Below are 18,849 nucleotides of genomic sequence, written 5' to 3' on the forward strand. Positions count from 1 at the left end.
TGCAAAACGGCCTCCGCAGTGGAGGCCGTTTTTTGTAGCGTTTGAATGGGACCCATCGCGGGCAAGCCCGCTCCCACAGAATCTGGTTTGCCCGCAATTATGTGAACGACACAAATCCCTGTGGGAGCGGACTTGCCCGCGATGGCAGCGACACGGTTTTGGATCAGGTCCGCATCCCGCGCCCACTCACCAGCAACCGCGCACAGCCGAAGTACAGCACCACCGTCGCCACCAGCATGAAGCTGATCGCAATGCCGATGCGGATGTCCGACACCCCGAGAATGCCGTAACGGAAGGCGTTGACCATGTGCAGCACCGGGTTGGCCAGCGATACGGTCTGCCAGAACGGTGGCAGCAAGGTGATCGAGTAAAACACCCCGCCCAGGTAAGTCAGCGGCGTCAGCACAAAGGTCGGGATGATCGAGATGTCATCGAAGTTGCGCGCAAATACCGCGTTGATGAACCCCAGCAGCGAGAAGATCGTCGCCGTCAGCACCACGACCAGGATGGTCACGCCCAAGTGATGCACCTGCAGATGCGTGAAGAACAGCGAAAGGATGGTGACGATGACCCCGACCATCAAACCGCGCAGCACGCCGCCGCAGGTGTAACCGATGAGAATCGTGTGTGGCGAAACCGGCGAGACCATCAGTTCTTCGATGGAACGCTGGAACTTGCTGCCAAAGAAACTCGAGACCACGTTGCCGTAGGAGTTGGTGATCACCGACATCATGATCAGCCCCGGCACGATGTACTCCATGTAGGTGAAGCCACCCATGTCGCCGATCTGCCGGCCGATCAGGTTACCGAAGATCACGAAATACAGAACCATGGTGATCGCCGGCGGCAGCAGGGTCTGCGGCCAGATCCGGGTAAAACGCCGGACTTCACGGTAAACAATGGTATTGAGGGCGACGAGGTTGGGGCGGAACTCGGAACTCATACCGCCACCTTCGACAGATTTTTCTCCACCAGGGACACGAACAGCTCCTCGAGGCGATTGGTTTTGTTACGCAGGCTCAACACTTCGATGTTCTGCTGCGCAAGCTGGGTGAACAGCGCGGTGATGCCCATGGATTTGTCGACCTGGACTTCCAGGGTATGGCTGTCGAGCAACCGGGCGGGATAGCCGATCAATTGCGGCGCGGTGTTCAAGTCGTTTTTCAGGTCCAACAGGAAGGTTTCGACGTGCAACTGGCCCAGCAGTTGTTTCATGCTGGTGTTCTCGACGATGGTGCCGTGGTCGATGATGCCGATGTTGCGGCACAGCTGCTCAGCCTCCTCCAGATAGTGCGTGGTGAGGATGATGGTGATGCCTTTCTGGTTCAGCTCGGTGAGGAAGGTCCACATCGAGCGACGCAGTTCGATGTCCACGCCAGCGGTCGGTTCATCGAGGATCAGCAGGCGCGGTTCATGCACCAGCGCGCGGGCAATCATCAGGCGCCGCTTCATGCCGCCGGACAGCGAACGCGACGGCACATCGCGCTTGTCCCACAGGCCGAGCTGGGTCAGGTACTGCTCGGCGCGTTCCTTGGCGATCTTCGCCGGAATGCCGTAGTAACCGGCCTGGGTCACCACGATGTCGAACGTCTTTTCGAACTGGTTGAAGTTGAATTCCTGGGGCACCACGCCGATCGAGCGCTTGAGCGCGGCGGGGTTCTTGTCCAGGTCATGGCCGAAGATATTCACCGTGCCGCTGGTCTTGTTCACCAGGGTCGAGAGAATGCCGATGGTCGTGGATTTGCCGGCACCGTTGGGGCCGAGCAAGGCGAAAAAGTCACCTTCGGCAACGTCCAGATCGATACCACTCAAGGCCTGGAACCCGTTGCCGTAGGTTTTGGTTAGCTGCCGGATGGACAGAGCGGAACTCATATCGGATTTACGCACCAAGAAGGGAGGAAAGAAACAAATAAGGGCGCACGGCGAGGGAAACAACCGCAGCGCGTGAACGCAATGGTGCTTGCCCCCGCCACACAAGTACAGTCAAGTGTGTCGATAGTAATTATCAAGTCAACGCGGTCATCACCGCTTTCTGATACGCCGGACGCTGCTTCAAGCGTGCGTACCAAGCTTCCAGATAGGGCTGCGAGGCGCGTTCGATGGGCATTTCAAACCAGGCATAAATGAAACTGCCGAGGGGAATATCGCCCATACCGATTTCGTTGCCAGACAGATACGGCTGGCTGGCAAGCGCCTGATCGGCCATGGCCAGCAGCGCCGTGCACTCCTTGATCGCGGCATTGATTGCCGGCCAGTCCTGCTGCCCGGCCGGCGTACGCAGCACACCCCAGAACACGGTACGGAACGGCCCGGCGAAACTCGAAGTGGCCCAGTCCATCCACTTGTCAGCGATGGCCCGGGCCTGTGGATCTGCCGAGTACCACGCACTGTTCGGCGCATGTTTGGCCAGCAGGTAACGCACGATGGCGTTGGATTCCCACAGCACGAAGCCGTCATCTTCGATCACCGGTACCCGGCCGTTCGGGTTCATCGCCCGATATTCAGGCGTGTCGACCACACCGAAGGCCCCGCCGGCGTCAATCGCCTCGTAAGCCAGGCCAAGTTCCTCGGCGGCCCACAGCGGCTTCCTGACATTCGATGAGTTTTTCCGTCCCCAGATCTTCAGCATGACCGCCTCTTTTCAAATGCGTGGGCGAGCAGCATACGCCGGATCAGAGGCGGCTTACATCACCGAGCATGTCACCCAACTGTTGCGGCTGATGATCGCCAAACAGGTGTGGATAGCACTTCTCCAGGTGTTCGAAGAAGAAGGTTTCCGGCACATCGGCGAACTGACCGTGATCGACCAGATACTCCATCAACTGCGCGCCATCCCGGTTGTACGGGTGGAACACGCTGTCATTGATGCCATCAAATTCCAGCGGTGCCACATTGAACAATTCGCAGAGTTGCTGGTTGAACGCCGGCGTGGCTTTGACCCAGCGATCGTTGAGGAACAGCTCGGTGTAGCCGTGCATGGCGAACATATCGCTTTTCAGCAACTCCAGCAGACGCGGAGTCGACAGATGATTTCTAACATCCGCCAGACCAATACGCGCCGGGATCCCACAATGGCGGGCGCAGCCTGCGAGCAGCGTGGCTTTGGGCACGCAGTAGCTCTCCCCTGTTGCCAATGCGTAACTGCCGCGCAAGGTCTGCGAATCGCGGCTGAAGGTATACGGGTTGTAGCGCACGGCCTCGCGCACGGCGTAATAAAGATTGATCGCCTGCGCGAGCGGATCGCGGCTGGCGCCACGCTGCTGTTCGGCGAACTCCACCACCGCCGGGTGGTCACTATCGATGAAGCGGCCGGGGCTCAGATACTCACGCATGACGTTTTTCTCCTGGGTGAGCCCCGAGTCTAGCGACAGCTCAAGCACAGAGATAACGACGTTTCGGCCAAACATGCACGCGAAGACGCGGGAATAGCGAACGATTTCTCACGGGCGTTGCCCACCGAACCTACAAACGCCATCCAGGGTTTCCCACGCGTTCAATCACCATGTTCTGACCACCCCGTTTTACAGATGCCGTCTAAGCTCTGGAGGGTCGGTTTGCCTTGGTTCACGGAGGATTACATATGCTGTTGTTGTGGATACTGGTTCTGATCGTCGGTGTGGCGTACCTCGCCCACCGCCGCATCGCCCCGCTGCCCGCTTTGGGCATCGTTGCCATTTACCTGCTGGCGATGGGCATTTTCAGCCATGCCCCGGGCTGGTTGCTGCTGCTGTTCTGGGTCGTGCTCGCGGTGGTTGCCGCGCCGTTGCTGCTGCCTGACCTGCGCCGCAAACACTTCACCGCGCCGCTGTTCAACTGGTTCCAGAAAACCCTGCCGCCGATGTCGCAGACCGAACGCGACGCGATCGATGCCGGCACCGTGTGGTGGGACGGCGAGCTGTTCAGCGGCCGTCCGGACTGGGACAAGCTACTGGCCTACCCCAAGGTGCAACTGAGCGAAGAGGAACAGGCCTTCATCGACGGCCCGACCGAAGAACTCTGCGCAATGGTCAGTGACTGGCAGATCGGCCAGTCGATGGACCTGCCGCCGGAAGCCTGGACCCACATCAAGGAACACGGCTTTTTCGCCCTGATCATTCCCAAGGAATTCGGCGGCAAGGGCTTTTCCGCCTATGCCCACTCGCAAGTGGCAATGAAGCTCGCCACCCGCAGCGGCGATCTGGCCTCCACCGTGATGGTGCCCAACTCCCTCGGCCCGGCCGAATTGTTGCTGCATTACGGCACCGATGAACAACGCAATCACTACCTGCCACGGCTGGCCCGTGGCGACGATATTCCGTGCTTTGCCCTCACCGGCCCGCTGGCGGGCTCCGATGCCGGCGCCATGCCGGACACCGGGATCATCTGCAAGGGTCAATGGGAAGGCCAGGAAGTCATCGGCCTGCGCCTGAACTGGGAAAAGCGTTACATCACCCTCGGCCCGGTGGCGACCCTGCTCGGCCTGGCCTTCAAGGCTTACGATCCGGAGCATCTGCTGGGCGACAAGGACGACCTCGGTATCAGCCTGGCGCTGATCCCCACCGATACGCCGGGCGTGGAAATCGGCCGCCGTCACCTGCCACTGGGTGCCGCATTCATGAACGGCCCCAACTCGGGCAAGGATGTGTTCATCCCGCTGGACTACCTCATTGGCGGTCAGGAGATGCTCGGCAAGGGCTGGATGATGCTGATGAACTGCCTGTCGGTCGGGCGTTCGATTTCGCTGCCGGCAGTCGGCACCGGCGCGGCCAAGTTCACCAGCCTGGTGACCGGTCAGTACGCGCAGATTCGTGAACAGTTCAACGTACCGCTGTCGGCCTTCGAAGGGATTCAGGAAGCCATGGCGCGCATTGGCGGCAACGCCTGGATGATGGATGCAGCGCGCATGCTCACCGCCAACGCGGTGGATCTGGGCGAGAAACCCTCGGTGCTGTCGGCGATCCTCAAGTATCACCTGACCGAACGCGGCCGCGAGTGCATCAGCCACGCCATGGACGTACATGGCGGCAAGGCGATCATCATGGGCCCGAACAACTACCTGGGGCGCAGCTGGAACGGGGCGCCGATCTTCATCACCGTGGAAGGCGCGAACATCCTCTCGCGTAACCTGATGATCTTCGGTCAGGGCGCCATTCGCTGCCATCCGTTCGTTCTCAAGGAAATGGCCCTCGCCGGACGCGAGGACAAGGATCAGGCGCTGAAAGAGTTTGATGGTCTGCTGCTCAAGCACATTGGTTTTGCGGTGGGCAACGCCGCCAGCACGCTGGTGCTGAACCTGGGCTTCGGCCACTTCGAACATGCGCCTGGGGACAGGATCAGCCAAGGTTATTTCCGCGCACTCAACCGTCAGGCAGCGGCTTTCGCCATGCTGGCCGACTTCAGCATGATGCTGCTGGGCGGCGAACTGAAGCGCCGCGAACGCCTGTCGGCGCGTCTTGGCGATGTATTGAGCAACCTGTATCTGGCTTCCGCCGCGCTCAAGCGTTATCACGATCTGGATTCGCCGGCGCATATGGAGCCGCTGTTCCGCTGGGCCATGGAAGAAAGCCTTGGTCAATCGGAGCGGGCACTGGATGAGCTGCTGAGCAACTTCCCGAACAAGGTGTTCGGCTGCCTGTTACGAGTGATCGTGTTCCCGTTCGGCCGGCGCCACACAGGCCCTTCGGACAAGCTCGGTGCCGAAGTGGCTGCAGTGATTGGTCGGGCCAAAGGCGATCCGACCCTCGAAGAACTGCTCGCCGGCTGCTATCGCCCGCAGTCCGCCGACGATGCCGTCGGCGCCCTGCAACATGCCAGCGACCTGCTGAACGCCGCACAACCGCTGCACAAGAAACTGCACACCGCGCTCAAGAGCGGTCAGGTCAAACCGGTGGCGGGCGAACACGCCATTGATGCCGCACTGGAGGCCGGGGTGTTGCAAGCGCAGGAAGCACAGACCCTGCGCGATGCCGAAGCGGCACGGCGCAAGGTGATCGACGTCGATGATTTCGACAAAGAGGAGCTGAAGCCGGCAGAGGGCAAAGTCCGCTGATGCTGACCACCGTGTAGCTGTTTATTTGTGAAAAACGGGCGCGGGGGCTTTATACTCCCGCGCCCGTTTTGCTCTTGAGGACTTATCTCGTGTCCAACGTCGTTGCCGATCATCTTGTTTTGCTCGACCACCTGCGCAGTATCCTGGTCGCCGTAGGTGAGGCCGAACAGGTTCCCGAAGAAAGCCATGCCTTGTTCCTGGAGCGCTTCGACGAACTGCTGGCATCCTTGCCGATCGATCCGATCGAAAGCCAGTACCTGGGCCAGGACATCCTGTGCCAGGTCATCACCCGTTACCCGCAAATTGCCCACTTGATCCCGCGGGATCTGCTGTGGTTCTTCGCCGGCGACTGCCTGCACTACCTGTCCGATGAAGAAATCGACCTGTATCAGGCACTGGAAGAACGTCGCTACGAAGCCGAACAGAACGACGAACCGTTCGACTGGAATCAGGAAAAACAGCTGCTGGCGATGTCTGCCCAGGACAGCAAGCACTGATTTAATGGTTTGAAGATCAAAAGATCGTCCGAACGCGGCCCGAGCCTGCGGCAGCTCCTACAGGGAATACACGTAACCACTGTGGGAGCTGCCGCAGGCTCGGGCCGGGTTCGGACGATCTTTTGCTTTAAAGCAGCCCCTCGCTCTCCGGTAATTCATACGCCATCGCCAGATTGTTCGGCGCCCCCGCCTTCCCCGGCTTGCTCAATGTCGGCTCCTTCTCCAGGCACTCCACCAGATAATCGATGAACACCCGCAGCTTCGGCGGCAGATAACGCGTTGGTGAATGCAGCAGCCACAGCCCACCGTGGTAGGAAGCGAGGAATGTCCACTCGGGCAACACCTGCACAATCAACTTCTGCTCTAACGCATAACGCGCGGTGAAATACGGCAGGCTGCCGATACCGATGTGCTGCAACACCGCCCCCAACCGCACGCCAGTATGGTTGGCGGCATAGCGGCCGCGCACACCGACTGTCACGGCTTTGCTGCCCTTCTTGAATTTCCAGCGCGCATCGCTCGGCGTTTCACCCAGATAAATACAGCTGTGATTGAGCAGGTCATGCGGATGCGTCGGTGTGCCGTGTTCGGCCAGGTATTGCGGGGTAGCGCAGAGCAAATGGTCGATGGTCAGCAACTGGCGTCCGACCAGTCCGGCCGGCGGACGGTCAGTGATACGAATCGCCAGATCGACATGATCGTCAATCAGATCAACCTGCCGGTCCTCCAACAGCAACTCGACATCGACCTTGGGATAGCGCCGCAGAAACTCGGGCATGTGCGGATGAATCACGAAACGCCCAACGGCTTTCGGCACGCTGACCCGCACCAGTCCTTCCGCCTCATGGGTGAACTGGCCGCTGATCTCCATGACTGACTTGGCGGCGCTGACCATCTCCTGACAGCGCTTGAACACTTCTTCGCCACCGTCACTCAAGCGCAGTTTGCGTGTGGTGCGCTGCAACAGACGCGTGGCCAGGGCCTTTTCCAGGCGGGAAATGCTGCGACTGATCGCGGACGGCGAAGAGCCCAGCTGGCGAGCGGCCTCGGAGAAACTTCCGGTCTCCACGACCTTGACGAAAATCGCCATTTCACCCAGCAGTGGCAACGGGAGATTGATGCTCACAGCGCACAAGTCCTTTGATGTTTGAACGGATTATCACGTTATTACACGATTCATATAATAAAAAAAGAAACTTTAATAAGGGCATGGAATATGACGCTTCGCCTCTTTTTCCATAGTGATGACCTCAAGGCTAATGTGGAAGTCCTCGACTGCACGCCCCACGAGAACGAATTCGCTGTCGTGCTGCGCGCCACGCTGTTTCATCCGCAAGGCGGTGGCCAGCCCTGCGATACCGGCCGGATCGGCGAAAGCCAGGTGCTGCGCGTAGTTCAGGAGCCGGACCGGATCGTTCACTACGTCGACCGTCCGGTAAAACTCGGCATGACCTGCATCCACGTCGATGAGCAACGTCGCTGTTACAACACCCGCATGCACTCGGCGGGGCACCTGATCGGGCACTTTGTGCAGGCCTTGGGCTGGACGCCGATCAAGGCACACCACTGGCCAGACGAAGGCCGGGTGCAATTCAAGCCAGGCGATGCCGCGCAGGAGGTCGACGCGCCCACCGTTCAACACGGTATCAATCAGTGGATTGAACACGATCTGCCACGCCTGACCTCGCTGCGTGAAGGCGCGCGGGAAATCGGCTTTGGCGAGTTGCCCGCCTATGGCTGCGGCGGCACCCATGTACGCAGCCTGAAGGATTTGGGCACAGTCACGATCGCTTCCCTTTCGCAGAAGAAGGGCACGTTATCCGTCCACTACACCGTGGATTAAGCATTTCGGGCGCTGCTCCGCGCAGCGTCCGGCGCCGGGGGAACCGCGCTCGCCGGTTCCGTTGACTATCGATAGATGGACCTAAAAACAATGATGCTAGACGTCGAGCGTCTCGATGAGACGTGCATAAAAAAATTGGCCAACGAAGAAGTCCTCGCCATTCGCGTCAAAGGCTTTTTGCCCGAACCGCTGGCGATCCAGATTGGCGACAAAATTCTTGCTCCGGGCTTCGAAGGCTACATCAACGCGCCGAGCATAGGCCGCATCGGCATGGCGTTTTACGAGGCGGAAAACCAGCCTCTGCTGATCGAGGACTACTTCGAACGCGCCACCAGCAACATCGCCGAGCTGCGCAATCGTTGTGCGCCCTACTCATCCCCGGTCGACACTTTGCGCTGCATGCTCGACGAGTCATGGCCGGCCGGTGCGCATCTGGAAAACCTCTATGGCCGCAAGATGTATGTCGGCCTGTCGCGGGTGGTCAAACCCGGCGTGTGCTTCCTCGCCCACCACGACATTTTTGCCAAGGACGCCCCGGACAGCTTCCAGGCCCGCAGTCTGGAGGCGCAGTTTGCCTGCAACGTCTACCTGAACATGCCGACCGAGGGCGGTGCGTTGCAGGTGTGGGATGACGACATTACCCCGGATCAATTCGACGAAATGCGCGGTGACAGCTACGGCATCGACCCGGCACTGCTCGGCCCGCCGACCCTTGAAGTACGGCCGGAGCCGGGCGATTTCATCATGTTCAATTCGCGCTGCATGCACTCGGTGACACCGGGCGTGGCGGATCCGCGGCTGAGCCTTTCCTTCTTTGTCGGCTATCGCGGCAACGCTTCACCCCTGACCTTCTGGAGCTGAGATGTTATCGAACTACCTGGGCGAGTTTCTGGCGCTGGCTACCATTCACTTTCTGGCTGTGGTCGCACCCGGCCCGGACTTTGCCGTGACCATCCGCCAGAGCGTGCGCTTTGGCCGACTGGTGGGCATTTGCACCGCACTAGGGATCGGTGCAGGGATTTCCGTGCACGTTCTCTACACATTGCTCGGCGTTGGCGCCCTTATGCACACCACACCGTGGCTACTCACCGTGGCCAAGGTGATCGGCGGCGCGTACATCTTTTACCTCGGCATCAGCCTGATTCGCAGTAAACCGAAGACTACGCTCGAGGGCGAAAAAAACACCGACGAACCGCTGGTCGAGCAGTCGTTGTTCAAGGCGTTCAGCACCGGTTTTCTGACCAATGCCACCAACCCCAAGGCCACGCTGTTTTTCCTGGCGATCTTCACCACGATCATCAGCACCAGCACCCCGCTGGAAGTCCAGGCCCTGTACGGTATCTGGATGTGCTTCGTGAATGCGCTGTGGTTCGTGATCGTCGCGCTGTTTTTCTCCAGCAGTAAAGTGCGCTTGCTGTTTATGCGCATGGGTCATTGGTTCGAACGCAGCATGGGCGTGATCCTGATTCTGTTCGCCGGCAGGCTGGTGTTGTCGATGTAAACGCTGCGCTCAAACAAAAGGCCCGATCAGTTGAACACTGTTCGGGCCTTTTTCGTTTGTGCGTCGCTTTTGCATTTCTGTGCGACGGATCCCACTTCGGGGACTCCCCTTCAACACCCTCGTGGTGTTAGTTTGGAAAAGATTTGTTTCATCTTTCAAACACTTCCCACTCAACTGCCTGCAAAGGAATGCCCATCGCAATGGATTTTTCCCTCAAGCGTCTGGCTGCTGCCAGCCTGGTTCTGGCCAGTCTTTCGTCGTTCACCCTGCCTGCCCAGGCCAACATCACACCTGAGCAAAGTGCTGCGATCCTCAAGACCTTCAGCGATACGACAGTCAGCGATTTTCGTCAGTTTCTCGGTGCTGTGGCCAAAAGCGATCTGAGCAAGACCGACAACCTCACCCCGGCCATCAATGGCTTTCTCGACAACAAGACCCTGACCGCCGAGCAGCAGAACGAGATCTATCGACTGCTGGGCATCTACACCCGGGTAAAGTACGGCAAGGCCGCACTGGAAAACCTGCGTGAACTGGTGGAAATCCCGACCTATCGCAAGGAAGGCGTGGCCCAGCACGACAACCCGGAATTCATCAAGATCGCTGCCAAGATCAAAAGCCTGGCCGAGTCGTTCAATCTGAACTTCCGCAACGTCGATAACCGCGTCTACGAAATCTCCCTCGAAGGCCAAGGCGACGAAGTCGTCGGCATCCACGCTCACGCTGACGTGGTACCCGTTACCCCGGAAAACTGGGTGCTGAAAGACGGCACCAAACTCGACCCGTTCAAGGTGACGCTGATCGGCGACCGCATGTACGGCCGCGGTACCGAGGACGACAAGAACGGCATCGTCGTCGCGCTGTACGCGATGAAAGTAATCAAAGAAGAAAAGCTGCCACTGGCACGCAACTTCAAACTGCTGGTGGACACCACTGAAGAAACCACCGGTGACGCGATCCCGTATTACTTCGAACACAACCCGACGCCGAACTACAACATGGCGCTGGACGGCGGCTACCCGGTGGTGATCGCCGAAAAAGGCTACGGCACGATCATGGCGAAATTTGCCAAACGCAAAGCCGAAGGCAGCGGGGCGCAAATCACCTCGATGACCGGTGGCATGGCGGCAAACCAGATTCCTTCGGCTTCAGTCGTCACCCTGGTGACCGACAAGCCTGCCGAGCTGGCGGCGAGCCTGCAAAAGGCCGGCAATGAATACGCCAGGCAGCACGGTGGCGACTTCCAGGTAACAGCCAAAGTTGAAGGCAAAGACGTCAAACTGACAGTGACCGGGGTTTCCGCGCACTCCTCCGAACCCGAGTCCGGCGTCAACCCGGTAGCGCGGATGCTGAGCTTCATTAATGGCCTGGACGGCAAAATCGCCCTCAAACACAACCAGTTCACCGACGCGGCGCGTTACGCCGCCGATAACTGGGGCCTGGATTACCTGGGTAAAAAACTCGACGTCGGCTTCTCCGATGCTTTCATGGGCCCGCTGACCACGTCCCTGACCTACGTGGGCGAAGATGAGCAAGCGTTCAAACTGGCCGTCAACCTGCGGGTGCCAAAGGGCAAGTCGCCAGACGTCCTGAAGAAGCAAATCTCCGACAAGCTGAGCGCCTGGGCCAGCCAGAACCACATCGCCGTGACCTTCGATTATTCGATCGCCGAACCGATGTTCCGCAATCCGGAAGGCGAATGGGTGAAAGCGCTGCTGGCAGTGGCCACCGAAAACCTGGGCATGAAGCACGAATTCGGCACTTCGGCCGGTGCGACCTCGGTGCATGAACTGCCGAACGGCGTGCAATTCGGCCTGGCCCGGCCTGAAGTGAAATACACCGGGCACACCGACGGCGAGTTCAAGACGGTTGACCAGTTCCTGCTGGACCTGCAGATCGTCACCGAAATGATGGGGCGTGTCGGCCAACTGCCGAAGCTCTGATGAGGTACGGGCCCCGCTGTTCAGGCGGGCCCATTACTGAACGACGTAAAAATAAAAAAGGACCCGAAGGTCCTTTTTTGTTGCGCGACAAATACCGCACAAACAAAAACGCCGATCATCACTGATCGGCGTTCTTGTGAAATTGGAGCGGGAAACGAGACTCGAACTCGCGACCCCGACCTTGGCAAGGTCGTGCTCTACCAACTGAGCTATTCCCGCAATGGCGTCCCCTAGGGGACTCGAACCCCTGTTACCGCCGTGAAAGGGCGGTGTCCTAGGCCACTAGACGAAGGGGACACGCTACCCGGAACACATGGTGTGTGTTTCGGTGTCCAGATCCGCATCCGAAGACTGGATTCTGGTTTCACTCAGCTCTGCCCGAAAGCAGCGCTGTTTGGAAACAAAACGCCGCTCATTACTGAGCGGCGTTTTTGAATTTGGAGCGGGAAACGAGACTCGAACTCGCGACCCCGACCTTGGCAAGGTCGTGCTCTACCAACTGAGCTATTCCCGCAAATGGCGTCCCCTAGGGGACTCGAACCCCTGTTACCGCCGTGAAAGGGCGGTGTCCTAGGCCACTAGACGAAGGGGACACGCTACCCGGAACACATGGTGTGTGTTTCGGTGTCCAGATCCGCATCCGAAGATTGGGTTCTGGTTTCACTCAACCCCGCCCGAAAGCAGTGCTGTTTAAAATTGGAGCGGGAAACGAGACTCGAACTCGCGACCCCGACCTTGGCAAGGTCGTGCTCTACCAACTGAGCTATTCCCGCATTGGCGTCCCCTAGGGGACTCGAACCCCTGTTACCGCCGTGAAAGGGCGGTGTCCTAGGCCACTAGACGAAGGGGACACGCTACAACATTCACTCCCTGCGGCGCTTCGCTGTGTGCTTTACGCTGCAAGTGGCGCGCATTCTATGGATGGATTGAGAGGTCGTCAACCCCCAGATATAAATTTATTTAAATCAATGACTTCGACCTGGTTTCAGGCCCATCGCAAGCTTTTCCGTCGACCAACGTTTGACGCCTATATTCCGCCACTCGCCAAGACGTTATAGTCCGCAACACGGTGATGGCAATCTGCACCACAAGCGCCAGCATTCATATAAGCAGCCTGCGGCCGATACAGATTGCACCTGCCGATCCAACTCGTCGAGCGGCGCTAGGCGCATAAATGCCCAGCCACTACACTCGCATGCGAACCCTATAAAGAGGTCTTACCGGTGACACCACTCATGATCACCCTGCTAGTCGTAGCCGGGATCGCAATTCTGATCGCCATTGGCTACATGAACCATGTGGTGGAAAACAACAAACTGGAGAAGGCCCGCACCAAAGTCGAACTCAACGACCGCCTGCGCCGCTGCGGCGAACTGACCGAAACCTTCCCCGGCCAGTTCATGACGCCTGCGCTCAAGCTGCTGCTGACCCGCCTGGAACTGAACGTCTGCCAGCGCCTGCTGAACCTGGAAAAAACCAGCGCGACGACCAAGGCACGCATCACCGAACTCAGCGCATTGGTAGCACAGGGCGAATCGATCCCGGTCAACAACCCGCCGGCACCGATCCTGACCGAAGCCAAAGCCAAGGACGTGCGCTTCCTGCTCGAAGCCCTGCACGGCCAGATCACCCGTGCCGCCCATGACGGCTTCCTCGCACCGAACGAAGCCAAGCACTGGATCAAAGAAGTCCGGCACATCCTGGTGCTGCTGCACATCGAATTCTTCAACAACCTCGGCCAACAATCCCTGCAACAAAACCAACCGGGCCAGGCCCGCCTCGCCTTCGAACGCGGCGTGCAATACCTGCGCAAACAGCAAGACCCGCAGATCTACTCGGAACAACTGCAATACCTGGAAAAACTCCTGGCCCGCGCCAATGCCCAAGTCATGGACAAGATTGCCCCGGTCGAAGGCGAAGTGAACCAATTGACCGAAGGCCTCAAGGAAGTCGAAGCCGATGCCGACTGGAAAAAGAAAGTGATCTACGACTGATGGTTCGATAGTCAAGAGAAGCCACCGATAGGTGGCTTTTTTGTGGGTGGATGGCTGCCGGCAAGGGATTGGGTGCATTCATTTGGAGATTGATCGGCTCGCAGGCCGCCATCGCTGGCAAGCCAGCTCCCACATTGGATTGGGACAGGCAGTTAGAGATTGGTCGGCTGTCAGGCCGCCGAGGAGGCAAACCAGCTCTCACAATGATCGCGTACCTGCGCCCCACAGGCCGAGTGTCAGCTCGCCTCGCTTTTGATCTTAAGGCCCCTTCGGCAGGCTGAGTGGAGGGGTTTATCCGGGGGTGGGAGCGCAGCGACCGTTTGGCGCAGCCAAACACATCGAGAGGAGGTGCAGCGAAGCAAACCGTAGACGATGCCCCCGGATGAATCCCGGAACGAAGGAACCCGAGCCTAAGCGAGGGCCGAACGCCGGGGCCCAGACCTTTGGTTCCTTTGGGGCGTCTGCCAAAGGGACTCGCTGTAAGAGCGAAACCGCCAGCGGCAACACCCGAAGCAACGGATATACACCCAAACCCCCAAGAACCTGGTCGGCCCAAAGGCCGCCAAGGCTCAAAGCTAAAAGCTCAAAGCTCAAAGCCGAAAGTGCCCAACCATCCCCTTGAGCTCACTCCCCAACTGCGCCAGCTCAATACTCGAAGCCGCATTCCCCCGCATCGCAATCGAAGACTGATCCGCACTCGCACGAATACTCGTCACACTGCGATTGATCTCCTCAGCCACCGAACTCTGCTCCTCGGCGGCCGCCGCAATCTGCTGATTCATCTGCTGAATCAACGACACCGCCGCCGCAATACTGCCCAGCGCACTCTCCGTCTGCAGCGCATCACTGACGGCAAGCTTCACCAACTCCCCACTGCTCTGAATCTGCTGCACCGACGAATGCGCCGCCGAACGCAACGCACTGACCAACCGTTCGATCTCTTCAGTCGACTGCTGGGTACGCCGGGCCAACGCGCGCACCTCATCGGCCACCACCGCAAAGCCCCTGCCCTGCTCCCCGGCCCGCGCCGCTTCGATCGCCGCGTTCAGCGCCAGCAGATTGGTCTGCTCGGCCACACTTTTGATCACATCGAGCACCGTACCGATATTCTGGATTTGCGCACTGAGGCTTTCGATGCTCGAACTGGCCGACGTCGCCGAATCCGCCAGTTGCTCGATCCGCGCCATGCTCTGGCGCACCACCTGCTGCCCACTCTCGACCTTGCCATCCGCCGTTTGCGCAGCCAATGCGGCCTCCTCGGCATTGCGCGCGACATCATGCACGGTGGCAGTCATCTGGTTCATGGCGGTGGCCACCTGTTCGGTTTCTTCCTTCTGGCTGCTGACTTCGAGATTGGTCTGCTCAGTCACCGCCGACAGCGATTGCGCAGAACTGGCCAGCTGTTCGATCCCCGCCTGCAAACCGCTGACGATCGTGCTCAGGCCGGTGCCCATCTGCTGCATCGCCAGCATCAACTGGCCGATTTCATCACGACGGGTCACCTCGACCCGCGCACTCAAGTCCCCGGCGGCGATCTGCTGCGCAACGCGCATCACGCTGCGCAACGGCGCGACGATCAACCGGGTAATGACCCACGCGGCAATCAGCCCGACCAGCAACGCCAGCGCCGAAGAACCGATGATCAGCACCGAGTTTTTTTTCAGCTCCGCCTGCATCGCGCCGTCCTCGGCGACATACGCCTGATCGACACGCTCCACCACTTGGGCCGCACGCTGGTGCAACTGTTCGTAGACGGTTTTTTCCTGGGCGAGCAAGCCGGTGTATTCGGCCAGCTTGTCGTTGAAACCGGCGATGTGCCCGGACACTTCGTTGAGGACTGTCAGGTAGCCCTCATCCTTGACCGTGGTCTTCAACTGCTCGGCCTGAGCCTGGGCCTGAGCAGCCTGTTCGATGTTGCCCTTGCCGGCACTGTCGGCATCGCCCTTGCGGCTCTGGTCGAGGCGAATCCGCGCCTCGTTCATCGCCTGCAACATCAGCCGCGACACCTGGCTGACCTGACTGGCCTGCTCGATGAACTGCGCACCGTCCTTGCCTTCGGTGTCCTTCAAGGTATACGCGCCATCATCGGCCAGCCCGGCTTGCAGCACATCCAGGTTATTGGCCACGCTGGACACCGACCAACTGGCCATTTCCAGCGCCAGATCCTTGGCCTGGGTCAGCGAGACGAACTCGTCGAACGCCTTGCGATAGGCACCCAGTGACTGCTCGACATCGCTCATCACCGCCACGTTCGCCGGCGATTTGGCCTTGAGTTGCGCGGCCTGGGCCAGCAGGCCGTCGACGCCTTCGTGCAAGGCATCGACGGTTTTCGGGTTGCTGTGCAGCGCATAGTCCTGCTCAAGCAGCCGCACTTTGAGCAACGCGCTGTTGAGCGCCGACATCTGTTTCAGGCCGTCGAAACGCTGACTGATGGTCTGCAGGGACCAGACACCCATGGCGGCCACCAGCGCGGTCAACAGCAGCACCAGTACAAACCCGACACCCAGTTTTTTCGCCATACCGAGGTTGGCAAAACGTCCTTGCACGGCCGAAATCATTGCGCGTAGTCCCCTGCCAAAGTCTGTTGACGAAGATTCGCAACGGCCATGAAGCAGCACAAGTCTCTGGCGTCGGAATAATGGCAAAAAGCTAGGCCTGCGTCGTTTTCAGAACGCTTGAGGTCGATTCGCACGGGTACTGCGAAAAAACTGTCGGGCCCGCGGATCACAAGCATAGGCCACATTGATCCGCTGCCACGCGCCGGCTTCGCCAGTCGGACTGAAAGCCCCCGGGGCGCACAGGCGCACGCCACTGCTCTGCGCCTGACGCTGCAATCGGGCCGGATCGCTCTGCGTCGAACGGGCCCAGATGAACAGCCCGCCACAGGGTTTGCCGAACACCTCCCAGTCGGCGTCTTCCAGCGCCTGCAAAGCGGCAGCCCGATCGGTATTCAGGCGCTGCCGCTGACGCTGCACCATCTTGCGATACGCGCCACTGCCCAGCAGGCTGGCCAGCACCGCCTCATTGAAACTCGAGGCGCCCATGCTGCTGATTGTCTTGACCCGGGCCAGACGCGCAATCAGCGCGTGCCCGGCGCAGATGAAGCCGACGCGCAGTGAACTGCTCAGCGTCTTGGAAAAACTGCCGACGTAGATCACCCGCTCATCCAGAGCCGCCAAACGAATCCCGTTGCCGTTGTGCAGGTCGGCGTAGACATCGTCTTCGATCAGTTGCACATCATGAGCATTGCACAATTGCAGGACCTGTTGCGCCACGCCCGTGGTCAGGCAGGAACCGGTGGGATTATGGTGATGACTGTTGATGAACATAGCGACCGGCCGACATTGCTGCAGCAGTGCCTCCAGCGCCTGAGGGTCCGGACCGCTCGGCGTGCGGCGCACTTCCAGCAACTGCACGCCGTGCAGGCGCAACAGTTCGAACAGCGGCGCGTAGCCCGGATTTTCCACCACGACGCAGTCGCCAGCCTTGAGCAGCGTGCGCACCAGCAGATCCAGCGCGTGGCTGGCACCGGCGGTGGTCAGCAACTGATCATCATCGGCCTGGATGTCGATCAGCCGCAGGCGTTTGCCGATCTGCTCACGCAGCGCTGGCAGCCCCAGCGGGCTGCTGTAGTTGAACAGGCTCGCCATGTCGGTCCGGGCCACCTGACGGATTGCGTAGCTCAGGTCATCGGATTCGCGCCAGCCCTGCGGCAAACCACCCTCGCCCAGGTGCAACCCGCCCGCCGGCGGTCCGCCGTCGATGCCGGCCAACCGGTTGTTGTACCCGGCATTCAACGGTGCGGCGGCCACCATGAATCCCGCCCCCTGGCGTGCGGACAGCAGGCCCTGCGCCACAAGCCGCTCACAAGCTTCGACCACACACGACTGGCTGAGCAGACTGGCGCGCGCAATTTGTCTGACGGAGGGCAGACGTGTGCCCGGCGCCACGCCACTGCGCAAGATCCAGTCGGTCATTCCATCAACAATCTGCTGTACGACCGGCACCATTGCCTGTCGGTCAATTCTCAATTCCATGAGCACGCAAACTCCCGTCCGTTTTGCTGGCGGCAGTAAATCACAGCCACGCCGTACAGGCTGTGCGACAACGCCGTCAAAAGCGACCGTTCTAACCGTTTGATACACATTGTTTAGCGAATACACAGAACCGACGGCCCGACATGAAAAAACCCGCACGCTGGCGGGTTTTTTCATGTCATGCCGTACCGCGTCAGAAAGCGGTGACGCCTCCGTCCACGGCCAGGGAATGACCGGTGGTAAACGCTGCGCCATCACTGCACAGATACAACACGGCACTGGCAATTTCCTCGACCTTGCCAATACGCCCGACCGGGTGCATCGCGTTGGCGAACTCGCCTTTCTTCGGATCGGCCTCGTAGGCTCGGCGGAACATGTCGGTGTCGATCACCGCCGGGCACACGGCGTTGACGCGGATTTTCTTCTTCGCGTACTCGATCGCCGCCGACTTGGTCAGGCCGATCACCGCGTGCTTGGATGCCGCATAGATGCTCATCTTCGGCGCCGCCCCTAGTCCCGCCACCGATGCGGTGTTGACGATCGCGCCGCCACCCTGCGCCAGCAGCAACGGCAACTGGTATTTCATACACAGCCAGACGCCTTTGACGTTGACGCCCATGATCGCGTCGAACTCATCCATCGTGCCATCGGCCAACTTGCCCTGCTCGATTTCGATACCGGCATTATTGAAGGCGTAGTCGAGGCGACCGTAGGTGTTGATCACCTCGTCCATCAGATTTTTTACTTCACTTTCGACGGTCACGTTGCAGCGCACGAAGGTCGCTTCGCCACCGGCCGTACGAATCAGTGCCACGGTGCCCTCGCCTCCCGCCGCATCTAGATCGGCCACCACCACTTTCAGGCCTTCGGCAGCGAACGCCTGCGCGGTCGCACGGCCGATGCCGTTGGCCGCTCCCGTCACTACAGCAACCTGGCCGGAAAACGTCATGCTCATTGTTATGTCCTCGAAGGAGAGATGCGGGAGGGATGCTCAGAATCGCAGCATAGC

15 protein-coding genes, 6 tRNA genes and 1 pseudogene are annotated in these 18,849 nt (G+C 59.6%); 7 read left to right on the top strand and 15 right to left on the bottom strand.

What is annotated here, in order from left to right; translation table 11 throughout:
• Positions 1 to 163: 163 nt before the first annotated feature.
• From HBN98_RS06350 to HBN98_RS06365, 4 genes are all read right to left on the bottom strand, one after another.
• The gene (locus tag HBN98_RS06350) at positions 164 to 943 is read right to left on the bottom strand and encodes an ABC transporter permease (protein WP_064588700.1); all 780 of its coding nucleotides are present in this window, start codon (positions 941 to 943) and stop codon (positions 164 to 166) included.
• Positions 940 to 1,872, bottom strand: coding sequence for an ABC transporter ATP-binding protein (locus HBN98_RS06355; RefSeq protein ID WP_064588701.1), 933 nt, complete (start codon positions 1,870 to 1,872; stop codon positions 940 to 942). The genes HBN98_RS06350 and HBN98_RS06355 overlap by 4 nt, the downstream gene beginning before the upstream one ends.
• Positions 1,873 to 2,005: 133 nt before the next feature.
• Positions 2,006 to 2,629: a glutathione S-transferase family protein gene (locus HBN98_RS06360; protein ID WP_083368222.1), complete on the bottom strand. Its 624-nt coding sequence runs from the start codon at positions 2,627 to 2,629 to the stop codon at positions 2,006 to 2,008.
• 43 nt (positions 2,630 to 2,672) lie between these two features.
• Entirely contained in the window at positions 2,673 to 3,332 is a 660-nt protein-coding gene (locus HBN98_RS06365) for a transglutaminase-like domain-containing protein (protein WP_083368221.1), read from the bottom strand.
• A gap of 248 nt (positions 3,333 to 3,580) precedes the next feature.
• Between HBN98_RS06365 and HBN98_RS06370 the strand changes: the two genes are divergently transcribed.
• Complete coding sequence (locus HBN98_RS06370) at positions 3,581 to 6,028, top strand: acyl-CoA dehydrogenase (protein ID WP_083368220.1); 2,448 nt, start codon at positions 3,581 to 3,583, stop codon at positions 6,026 to 6,028.
• Positions 6,029 to 6,117: 89 nt separating this feature from the next.
• Entirely contained in the window at positions 6,118 to 6,525 is a 408-nt protein-coding gene (locus tag HBN98_RS06375) for a PA2817 family protein (RefSeq protein ID WP_083368219.1), read from the top strand.
• 127 nt (positions 6,526 to 6,652) lie between these two features.
• On the opposite strand, the gene HBN98_RS06380 is transcribed toward HBN98_RS06375, so the two are convergent.
• Positions 6,653 to 7,651, bottom strand: a complete 999-nt coding sequence (locus HBN98_RS06380) for a LysR family transcriptional regulator (RefSeq protein WP_025112989.1) — start codon at positions 7,649 to 7,651, stop codon at positions 6,653 to 6,655.
• A 90-nt stretch (positions 7,652 to 7,741) separates the two neighbouring features.
• Between HBN98_RS06380 and HBN98_RS06385 the strand changes: the two genes are divergently transcribed.
• The 4 genes from HBN98_RS06385 to HBN98_RS06400 all read left to right on the top strand — a co-directional run bounded on the left by HBN98_RS06385 (position 7,742) and on the right by HBN98_RS06400 (position 11,809).
• Positions 7,742 to 8,368 (top strand): alanyl-tRNA editing protein, encoded by a 627-nt coding sequence (locus HBN98_RS06385; RefSeq protein WP_064588706.1) that lies wholly within the window; start codon positions 7,742 to 7,744, stop codon positions 8,366 to 8,368.
• Between the two features lie 90 nt (positions 8,369 to 8,458).
• Complete coding sequence (locus HBN98_RS06390; RefSeq protein WP_064588707.1) at positions 8,459 to 9,229, top strand: 2OG-Fe(II) oxygenase; 771 nt, start codon at positions 8,459 to 8,461, stop codon at positions 9,227 to 9,229.
• A 1-nt stretch (position 9,230) separates the two neighbouring features.
• Complete coding sequence (locus HBN98_RS06395) at positions 9,231 to 9,869, top strand: LysE family translocator (RefSeq protein ID WP_083368218.1); 639 nt, start codon at positions 9,231 to 9,233, stop codon at positions 9,867 to 9,869.
• 200 nt (positions 9,870 to 10,069) lie between these two features.
• Positions 10,070 to 11,809, top strand: coding sequence for a dipeptidase (locus tag HBN98_RS06400; protein WP_083368217.1), 1,740 nt, complete (start codon positions 10,070 to 10,072; stop codon positions 11,807 to 11,809).
• Positions 11,810 to 11,952: 143 nt separating this feature from the next.
• Here the strand turns inward: HBN98_RS06400 and HBN98_RS06405 are convergent.
• The 6 genes from HBN98_RS06405 to HBN98_RS06430 form a co-directional block, all read right to left on the bottom strand.
• Positions 11,953 to 12,028: transfer RNA gene (locus HBN98_RS06405), tRNA-Gly, on the bottom strand.
• Positions 12,029 to 12,030: 2 nt separating this feature from the next.
• Positions 12,031 to 12,106: transfer RNA gene (locus HBN98_RS06410), tRNA-Glu, on the bottom strand.
• Positions 12,107 to 12,247: 141 nt separating this feature from the next.
• Positions 12,248 to 12,323 (bottom strand) — tRNA-Gly (locus HBN98_RS06415).
• 3 nt (positions 12,324 to 12,326) lie between these two features.
• Positions 12,327 to 12,402 (bottom strand) — tRNA-Glu (locus HBN98_RS06420).
• A gap of 104 nt (positions 12,403 to 12,506) precedes the next feature.
• A tRNA-Gly gene (locus HBN98_RS06425) sits at positions 12,507 to 12,582 on the bottom strand.
• Between the two features lie 2 nt (positions 12,583 to 12,584).
• Positions 12,585 to 12,660: transfer RNA gene (locus tag HBN98_RS06430), tRNA-Glu, on the bottom strand.
• Between the two features lie 384 nt (positions 12,661 to 13,044).
• Here HBN98_RS06430 and HBN98_RS06435 point away from each other — a divergent pair.
• Positions 13,045 to 13,803 (top strand): hypothetical protein, encoded by a 759-nt coding sequence (locus HBN98_RS06435; RefSeq protein ID WP_169842111.1) that lies wholly within the window; start codon positions 13,045 to 13,047, stop codon positions 13,801 to 13,803.
• 590 nt (positions 13,804 to 14,393) lie between these two features.
• Here the strand turns inward: HBN98_RS06435 and HBN98_RS28180 are convergent.
• The 4 genes and pseudogenes from HBN98_RS28180 to HBN98_RS06450 form a co-directional block, all read right to left on the bottom strand.
• Positions 14,394 to 15,275: a methyl-accepting chemotaxis protein gene (locus tag HBN98_RS28180; RefSeq protein WP_418323059.1), complete on the bottom strand. Its 882-nt coding sequence runs from the start codon at positions 15,273 to 15,275 to the stop codon at positions 14,394 to 14,396.
• Between the two features lie 27 nt (positions 15,276 to 15,302).
• Positions 15,303 to 16,361 (bottom strand): annotated as a pseudogene (locus tag HBN98_RS28185) (methyl-accepting chemotaxis protein); the annotation flags it as partial.
• 108 nt (positions 16,362 to 16,469) lie between these two features.
• Positions 16,470 to 17,840: an aminotransferase-like domain-containing protein gene (locus HBN98_RS06445; protein ID WP_083368214.1), complete on the bottom strand. Its 1,371-nt coding sequence runs from the start codon at positions 17,838 to 17,840 to the stop codon at positions 16,470 to 16,472.
• A gap of 193 nt (positions 17,841 to 18,033) precedes the next feature.
• Positions 18,034 to 18,795 carry an SDR family oxidoreductase gene (locus tag HBN98_RS06450; protein ID WP_083368213.1) on the bottom strand — a complete coding sequence of 254 codons (762 nt, stop codon included), beginning with the start codon at positions 18,793 to 18,795 and terminating at the stop codon, positions 18,034 to 18,036.
• Between the last annotated feature and the right edge of the window lie 54 nt (positions 18,796 to 18,849).

It is taken from the genome of Pseudomonas koreensis, from assembly GCF_012986595.1.
Lineage (GTDB): Bacteria > Pseudomonadota > Gammaproteobacteria > Pseudomonadales > Pseudomonadaceae > Aquipseudomonas > Aquipseudomonas koreensis.